Genomic DNA, 6,657 nt, shown 5'->3' with positions numbered 1-6,657 from the left:
CCCGGAACACCCGTGGGGCCACACGCAACGCAAACGCGCGGCAGCCCAAGAGGGCCGCCGCGCGCTCACGCAGTCAGTCGAGCACTCAGCGCAGTCGCGCAGCCACCACCTCGGCGACCTGGACCGCGTTCAGGGCAGCGCCCTTGCGCAGGTTGTCGCCGGAGACGACGAGCACAAGCCCGCGGTTGCCGTCGACGGCCTGGTCGTGACGGATGCGGCCGACGAGGACCTCGTCGCGGCCGGCGGCCTCGAGCGGGGTCGGGACGTCGACGACGCGCACGCCGGGAGCCTCGGCCAGCAGGGCGCGCGCCTGGTCGGGCGTGATGTCGCCGGCGAACTCGGCGTGGATGGTGAGGGTGTGGCCGGTGTAGACGGGGACGCGCACGCAGGTGCCGGACACGGCGAGGTCCGGGGTATGCAGGATGCGGCGCGACTCGTTGCGCAGCTTCTGCTCCTCGTCGGTTTCCTCGGAGCCGTCGTCGACGATGGAGCCGGCGAGCGGCACGACGTCGAAGGCGATGGGCGCGACGTACACGCCGGGCTCGGGCAGGGTGACGGCGCGGCCGTCGAGGGCCAGGGCTGCCAGGTCCTGCTTGACGCCGGCCTCGATCTGGCTGGTCAGCTCGGCGACGCCGGCGCGGCCCGACCCGGAGACGGCCTGGTAGGAGGACACGAAGAGGCGCTTGATGCCACCCACGGCCTCGACGAGGGGCTTGAGGACGGGCATCGCGGCCATGGTGGTGCAGTTGGGGTTCGCGATGATGCCCTTGGGGCGGTTGTCGACGTCGTCGGGGTTGACCTCGGAGACGACGAGCGGAACCTCGGGGTCCTTGCGCCACGCGGAGGAGTTGTCGACGACGACCGCGCCGGCGGCCGCGAACTTGGGGGCGTACTCGCGCGAGGCGGTGGCGCCCGCGGAGAACACGGCAATGTCAATGCCGGAGTAGTCGGCCGTCGCAACGTCCTCGACGACGATGTCCTGTCCCTTCCAGGGCAGGGTCTGGCCCGCGGAGCGCGCGGACGAGAAGAAGCGAATCGTCTCGACCGGGAAGCCGCGCTCCTCCAGCAGGGCGCGCATAACTCGGCCGACCTGGCCGGTGGCGCCGACGACGGCGACATTGAATCCACTCATGGTGTTCTCCTTGTGTTGGTGCGCGCGCCCATACGACGGGGCGAACGCTGGGTGAAATCTATGGGGACGAGGCCGGGGCACACTCTCGGAAGCTCCGGGAGCACCGGAACCGCGCGGATGAGCGGAGCCCGCCCGGGCCTCGTCGATGAACGGTCAGCGGCCGGTGCCGCCGTAGACGACGGCTTCGGTTTCGGAGGCGTCGAGGCCGAAGGCGGTGTGGACGGCCTGGACGGCGCGGTCGAGGTCGTCGAGGCGAGTGACGACGGAGATGCGGATCTCGGAGGTGGAGATCAGGTCGATGTTGATGCCCGCGTCGGACAGGGCGCTGAAGAGGCGCGCGGAGACGCCGGGGTTGGTGCGCATGCCGACGCCGACGAGGCTGAGCTTGCCGATGTTGGGGTTGTAGCGCAGCTCGTTGAAGCCGATCTCGTCGCGGTGGGCTTCGAGGGCGTCGAGGGCCTTCTGCGCGTCGCCTTCGGGCAGGGTGAAGGTGATGTTGGCCTTGGTGGGGTCGGAGATCGGCAGGTTCTGGACGATCATGTCGATGTTGGCGCCGACCTCGGCGACGACGGCGAAGACGCGGGCGGCGACGCCGGGGCTATTCGGCACGTCGGTGACGGTGATCTTGTCCTGGGAGCGGTCGTGAGCGATACCGGAGATGACGGGCTTTTCCATGGCGTTTTCCTCGGGAGACTTCAGGGCTGCGTCGGGCACGAGGCCCTTGAGTTCAGGGTTTGCGGGGGAGTCGGAGATCCAGGTGCCGTTCTTTTCGGAGAACGAGGAGCGCACGTGCAGGGGGACCCCGTAGCGGCGCGCGAATTCGACGGCGCGCAGGTGGAGGATCTTGGCGCCGTGCGCGGCCATTTCCAGGGTTTCTTCCTGGGTGAGGGTGCGCAGGCGGTGGGCCTTGGGGACGATGCGCGGGTCGGCGGAGAAGAGGCCGTCGACGTCCGTGTAGATTTCGCAGACGTCGGCGTGGAGGGCGGCGGCGAGGGCGACGGCGGTCGTGTCGGATCCTCCGCGGCCCAGCGTGGTCACGTCGTCATCCTTGGAGATGCCCTGGAAGCCGGCGACGATGGCGACCTGGCCGTCCTTGATGGCGCGGGCGACGCGCTCGGGGACCATGCCGACGATCTGGGCGGCGCCGAAGCGGCTGTCGGTCTGGATGCCGGCCTGCGCGCCGGTGTAGGCGCGGGCTTCGACGCCGAGTTCGTTGACGGCCATCGCGAGGAGGGCCATCGAGATGCGCTCGCCGGCCGACAGGAGGATGTCCATTTCGCGCTCGGGCGGGTTGTCCGTGAGGGCTGCGGCCGAGTCGAGCAGGTCGTCGGTCGTGTCGCCCATCGCCGATACGACGACAACGACGCGGTGTCCCGCGTTGTGCGTGTCCACGATGCGCTGGGCGACGCGCTTCATGGCTTCGGTGTCGGCGACGGAAGAACCGCCGTACTTTTGCACGATCAGTGCCACTAGAGCCTCATTTCTATCTGTACGTGCCGATTCGCACGCCTTCGGGTGGCGCACGCCACCACAACAATCCTACGGCCCGCCAGGCATCGCGCCGGGTACGACCGGCATGTGGGCGCTGGTGACATGGGACGCGCCGGGGCGACCCAGGCCACACGGGCTCATATCGCCCGGAATTGCAACGATCCTGATCAGCGCGCGAAAACGCCGCCGTGCAGGCTCGCTCAGGCGGCGGGCAATGTCACGTGGATGACGGTCCCCTTCTCGGAGTCGGCCAGCCGCACGGACCCGCCCATCGCGCGGGCGAGCGACTCGACGATCGACATTCCCAGGCCCGAGGAGCCGCGGCCGTCGCGCGTGCGCGAGGAGTCCCCACGCACGAAACGGTCGAACACGCGGTCGCGGATCTCGGCCGGGATGCCGGGGCCGTCGTCCGCGACGCGCAGGGTCACCATGGACGAGGCCGGGGCGCCCTTGTCGGATTCCGCCCCCTGGGGGGCACGGGTGAGGGAGACGGTGACGCGGGTACCCGCGGGCGTGTGCACGCGGGCGTTCGCGAGGAGGTTCGTGAGGATCTGGCGCAGGGCCGCCTCATCGCCGAGGACTTGCACGTCGGCTGCCTCGCCGAGCTCCCACGCGTGGTCGGGAGCGACCACATGGGCGTCTGACAGAGCGTCCAGTATCAGCGGGATAACGTCGATATTCTCCCGTTTGAGAGCGCGGTCTCCGTCCAGGCGCGCCAGCGTCAGCATCTCCTCCACGAGGGACGCCATCCGCGCCCCCTCCGAGGAGATGCGCTCGAGCGCCTGGGTCCGGGAGGCCTCGTCAATGTCGCGACGCGCGAGCTGCGCGTAGCCCTGCACGGAGGCCAGCGGCGTGCGCAGCTCGTGCGAGGCATCGGCGACGAACTGGCGCAGCTTCGCCTCGCTGCGGGCGCGGCGCTCCATGCCGTCTTCGACCGCGTCGATCATCGAGTTCAGGGCCCCCGCGACATCCGCGACCTCAACGGGGCCGGAGGTGGCTTCCTCGCCGACGCGGGTCAGCTCCTCGGCGTTATCGGCGAGGTCGCGGCTCGCGATGTCGGCTGCTGCCGCGCGCACAACGCCGAGGGGACGCAGCTCGCGGCGCACCCACGCCCGACCGGCGAACCCGGCGGCAATCGCGACGACGAGGGACAGGCCCACCTCGACCGCGACAAGCATCATGACCACGTCATCGACGCTGTCCATCTGCACGCCCACGAGGACCGTCTTGCCATCGACGACCTGGGAAGTCACCCGGAACGTGCCCAACTCTTTGAGGCGCACGGTGTGCGGGGCACCATCCGTGGGCACCGCTGCCAGGATCGCCAGTGCAGGCTCATTCAGGTAGGTCACCGAGAAGTTCGAGACGACCGCGCCTGCCGCCTGCCCATCCTCGCTCACGTACTGGAGAGTGCCCTCGGCGATGCCGGAACCGCCAAACCCCGGTCCCTTGGGCCCGCCGGGGACAACAGGTCCACCGGGACGAGGCACACGCCCGCCAGACTGCTGGACAGCGCGGGCGCCCTCGTCGGAGTCGTCGTCGGAGTCGTCGTCCGCGTCCACCTCATCGTCCGGCGTGTCCTCGACATCCAGGTGTTCGCCCGCGCGCTGGGAGAGATGGTGCAGTTCTGAGTCCATGTTCCCGAGCATCCAGGAGCGCATCACCAACGTGGACGCCGCCACCATGACGATGAGCGCGAGGGCGACGCACGCAGCCAGCGCGCGCGAGAGACGCCCAGCCAGGGACGGTCGCCGCGTCACTGCGGCTCCCGCATGATGTAACCGGCGCCGCGCACCGTGCGAATGAGTGCCGGGCGATCCGCGTCAATCTTCTTACGCAGGTAGGAGATGTACAGCTCGACGACGTTGACCTGGCCGCCGAAGTCGTAGCTCCACACGGCGTCCAGAATCTTCTGCTTGGACAGCACGATTCCAACGTTTTCCATGAGATACCGGAGCAATTCGAACTCAGTGTTCGTTAACGTGATGTCTTCCCCGCCACGGCGCACATCGTGCGAGTCCACATCGAGGGTCAGATCGGCGACCTGCAGCACCGTCGACGCCGCCTGCTGGGTGCGCCCCGCGCGACGCAGCAGGCCCTCCACGCGGGCCGCCACCTCGTCCAGGTCGAAGGGCTTCGTCACGTAGTCGTCCGCGCCCGCACGCAATCCCTGCACGCGATCCGCGACCGCGTCGCGGGCGGTGAGGAAGAGGACCGGCAGCTCCGGGTCGCGAGCGCGCAGGCGCTCCAGCGTCTCCAGGCCATCCATGCGCGGCATCTGCACGTCGAGGATCACGACGTCCGGGTGGAAGCTCGTCGCCTTCGCCAGCGCATCCAGCCCGTCCTTCGCCGTGGCCGTCTCCCAGCCCTCATGGCGCAGGGCCTGCGAGAGCAGGTCCGCCAGCATCGCCTCGTCGTCAACAACCAGCACTCGGGGCGCGTCTGAGCTCGCCTGCATCGCCATCATGGACTCCTCATCTGTCACAGCATGGACCCTACGATTGTGTCACACGTGCGTCACCAACAGGGGGACGCGCGGCCCGCAGCCCGACAAACGCCGCAGGTCGCGGGCTCTACCTGCGCCGCGGCACTGTGGGCACCCGCTCCCACACAGCGCGAGTCCGCACCCGTCCGCGCGTCGAGAGCGCGAGGCAGCCACGGCCTCGTCGATAAGAGCCTACAGGCGGCGACGCCCCTCGAGTGCGCGACCCAGCGTCACCGAGTCCGCGTACTCCAGGTCCCCACCCATGGGCAGGCCCATCGCCAGGCGCGAGGTTTCGACCCCCATCGTGGAGAGCATGCGCGCCAGGTAGGCGGCCGTCGCCTCGCCTTCGACGTTCGGGTTGGTCGCCAGGATGACCTCGGTGACCGTACCGTCCGCGAGGCGGCTCATGAGCGAGGCGATGTTCAGCTGGTCGGGCCCCACCCCGTGGATCGGGTCGATGACGCCGCCGAGGACGTGGTAGCGACCGCGGAAGACGCGTGCGCCCTCGATCGCCTGGATGTCCTTGGGCTCCTGGACGACGCAGATTGCGCTGGGGTCGCGACGCACGTCGCGGCAGATGGAGCACTCGTCCTCTTCCGTGAGGTTGCCGCAGATGTCGCAGTGGCGCACGCGCCCGCGCACGGCGTTGATCGCGTCGACGAGGCGCGCGACGTCCTCGGGCTCTGCATCCAGCACATGCATGGCCATGCGCTGCGCGGACTTCGGGCCGATGCCCGGCAGCTGCCCGAACTGGTCGATGAGGTCGGCCAGGGCGCCGTCGTACATGTCAGTATCCTCCCTCGGTCATCTTCTCTTCGATGACGCGTCCGCCGAGGATCTCCAGGACCGCTGCCAGGCCGATCGTCTGCGAGTTTTCGATATTTTCGTCGTCGATGCTGGCGCTATCATCATCGGCCGCGTGGGTGCGGGTCGAGACGATGGCAGCCTCGCGCTGGGCCTTCTCGCGCAGGGAAGCCTCGGCGGCAGCGCGTCCGGTGAGCGGCCCATCGGACGTGTCTGTGGTGTCGCGCTGGGATTCCGGGGCGCCGAATCCGGGCGCGGGATCCGACGTGGGCTCGGGGGCTGCGGCCAGCCAGGCCGGGGCCTGCGTCGGGGCGCTCGGTGCAGCGCTGATCGGGGTCACGTCGGCGGGGGCCGAGGACTCGGGCGGGGTCCACGAGTCCGCGCCGTCGTCGAAGTTCACGGACGCGCCGCCCGGGATCACGACCGGGTCGCCCCAGCCGGTCGGGGTCGACGGGGTGTGCGCGGCGGGCTCGATGGGAGCGTCGTCGAAGACGGGGGACGAGGCCGGCTCGGCCTGCGCAGGTGCGCCCGCCGGCTGCTCGGTGGGCTCCGGGTCGCCCGGGTAGCGGAAGACCGTGAAGGAGTGCTTGCGCGGGGCTGCGTCGCCGCTCGGGGACGAGGCCTGTGAGGCCTCGGGCGCCTCAGCGGACACCTGGGCGAGGGCACGGGCGGCACGCTCGGGCATCGCGGGACGCTCGGCGGGCCGGGGATCCTCAACCTGGGCGATCGGTGCCGCTGCGGGCGC

5 protein-coding genes and 1 pseudogene are annotated in these 6,657 nt (G+C 69.9%); all 6 read right to left on the bottom strand.

What is annotated here, in order from left to right; genetic code table 11:
- Nucleotides 1-85 precede the first annotated feature (85 nt).
- Nucleotides 86-1,132, bottom strand: a complete 1,047-nt coding sequence (locus tag HMPREF1137_RS02760; protein WP_007588662.1) for an aspartate-semialdehyde dehydrogenase — start codon at nt 1,130-1,132, stop codon at nt 86-88.
- A 153-nt stretch (nt 1,133-1,285) separates the two neighbouring features.
- Entirely contained in the window at nt 1,286-2,602 is a 1,317-nt protein-coding gene (locus tag HMPREF1137_RS02755) for an aspartate kinase (protein WP_007588660.1), read from the bottom strand.
- A 221-nt stretch (nt 2,603-2,823) separates the two neighbouring features.
- The gene (locus HMPREF1137_RS02750) at nt 2,824-4,383 is read right to left on the bottom strand and encodes a sensor histidine kinase (RefSeq protein WP_034496478.1); all 1,560 of its coding nucleotides are present in this window, start codon (nt 4,381-4,383) and stop codon (nt 2,824-2,826) included.
- Complete coding sequence (locus HMPREF1137_RS02745; RefSeq protein ID WP_034496475.1) at nt 4,380-5,090, bottom strand: response regulator transcription factor; 711 nt, start codon at nt 5,088-5,090, stop codon at nt 4,380-4,382. Before HMPREF1137_RS02745 ends, HMPREF1137_RS02750 begins: the two co-directional genes overlap by 4 nt.
- 210 nt (nt 5,091-5,300) lie before the next feature.
- On the bottom strand, nt 5,301-5,894 hold the full coding sequence (recR, locus tag HMPREF1137_RS02740; RefSeq protein ID WP_007588661.1) for a recombination mediator RecR: 594 nt from the start codon (nt 5,892-5,894) through the stop codon (nt 5,301-5,303).
- 1 nt (nt 5,895) lies between these two features.
- Nucleotides 5,896-6,657, bottom strand: a pseudogene (locus HMPREF1137_RS10375) (DNA polymerase III subunit gamma/tau); the annotation flags it as partial.

Origin of the sequence: Actinomyces sp. ICM39, assembly GCF_000282935.1 — a bacterium.
Taxonomy (GTDB): Bacteria; Actinomycetota; Actinomycetes; order Actinomycetales; family Actinomycetaceae; genus Pauljensenia; species Pauljensenia odontolytica_B.
This window is presented reverse-complemented; position numbering and strand designations above follow the sequence as displayed.

Excerpts from the sequence above, each read along its gene's own strand:
- recR (WP_007588661.1), bottom strand. The coding sequence starts at position 5,894 with ATGTACGACGGCGCCCTGGCCGACCTCATCGACCAGTTCGGGCAGCTG.
- HMPREF1137_RS02760 (WP_007588662.1), bottom strand. The coding sequence starts at position 1,132 with ATGAGTGGATTCAATGTCGCCGTCGTCGGCGCCACCGGCCAGGTCGGC.
- HMPREF1137_RS02745 (WP_034496475.1), bottom strand. The coding sequence starts at position 5,090 with ATGATGGCGATGCAGGCGAGCTCAGACGCGCCCCGAGTGCTGGTTGTT.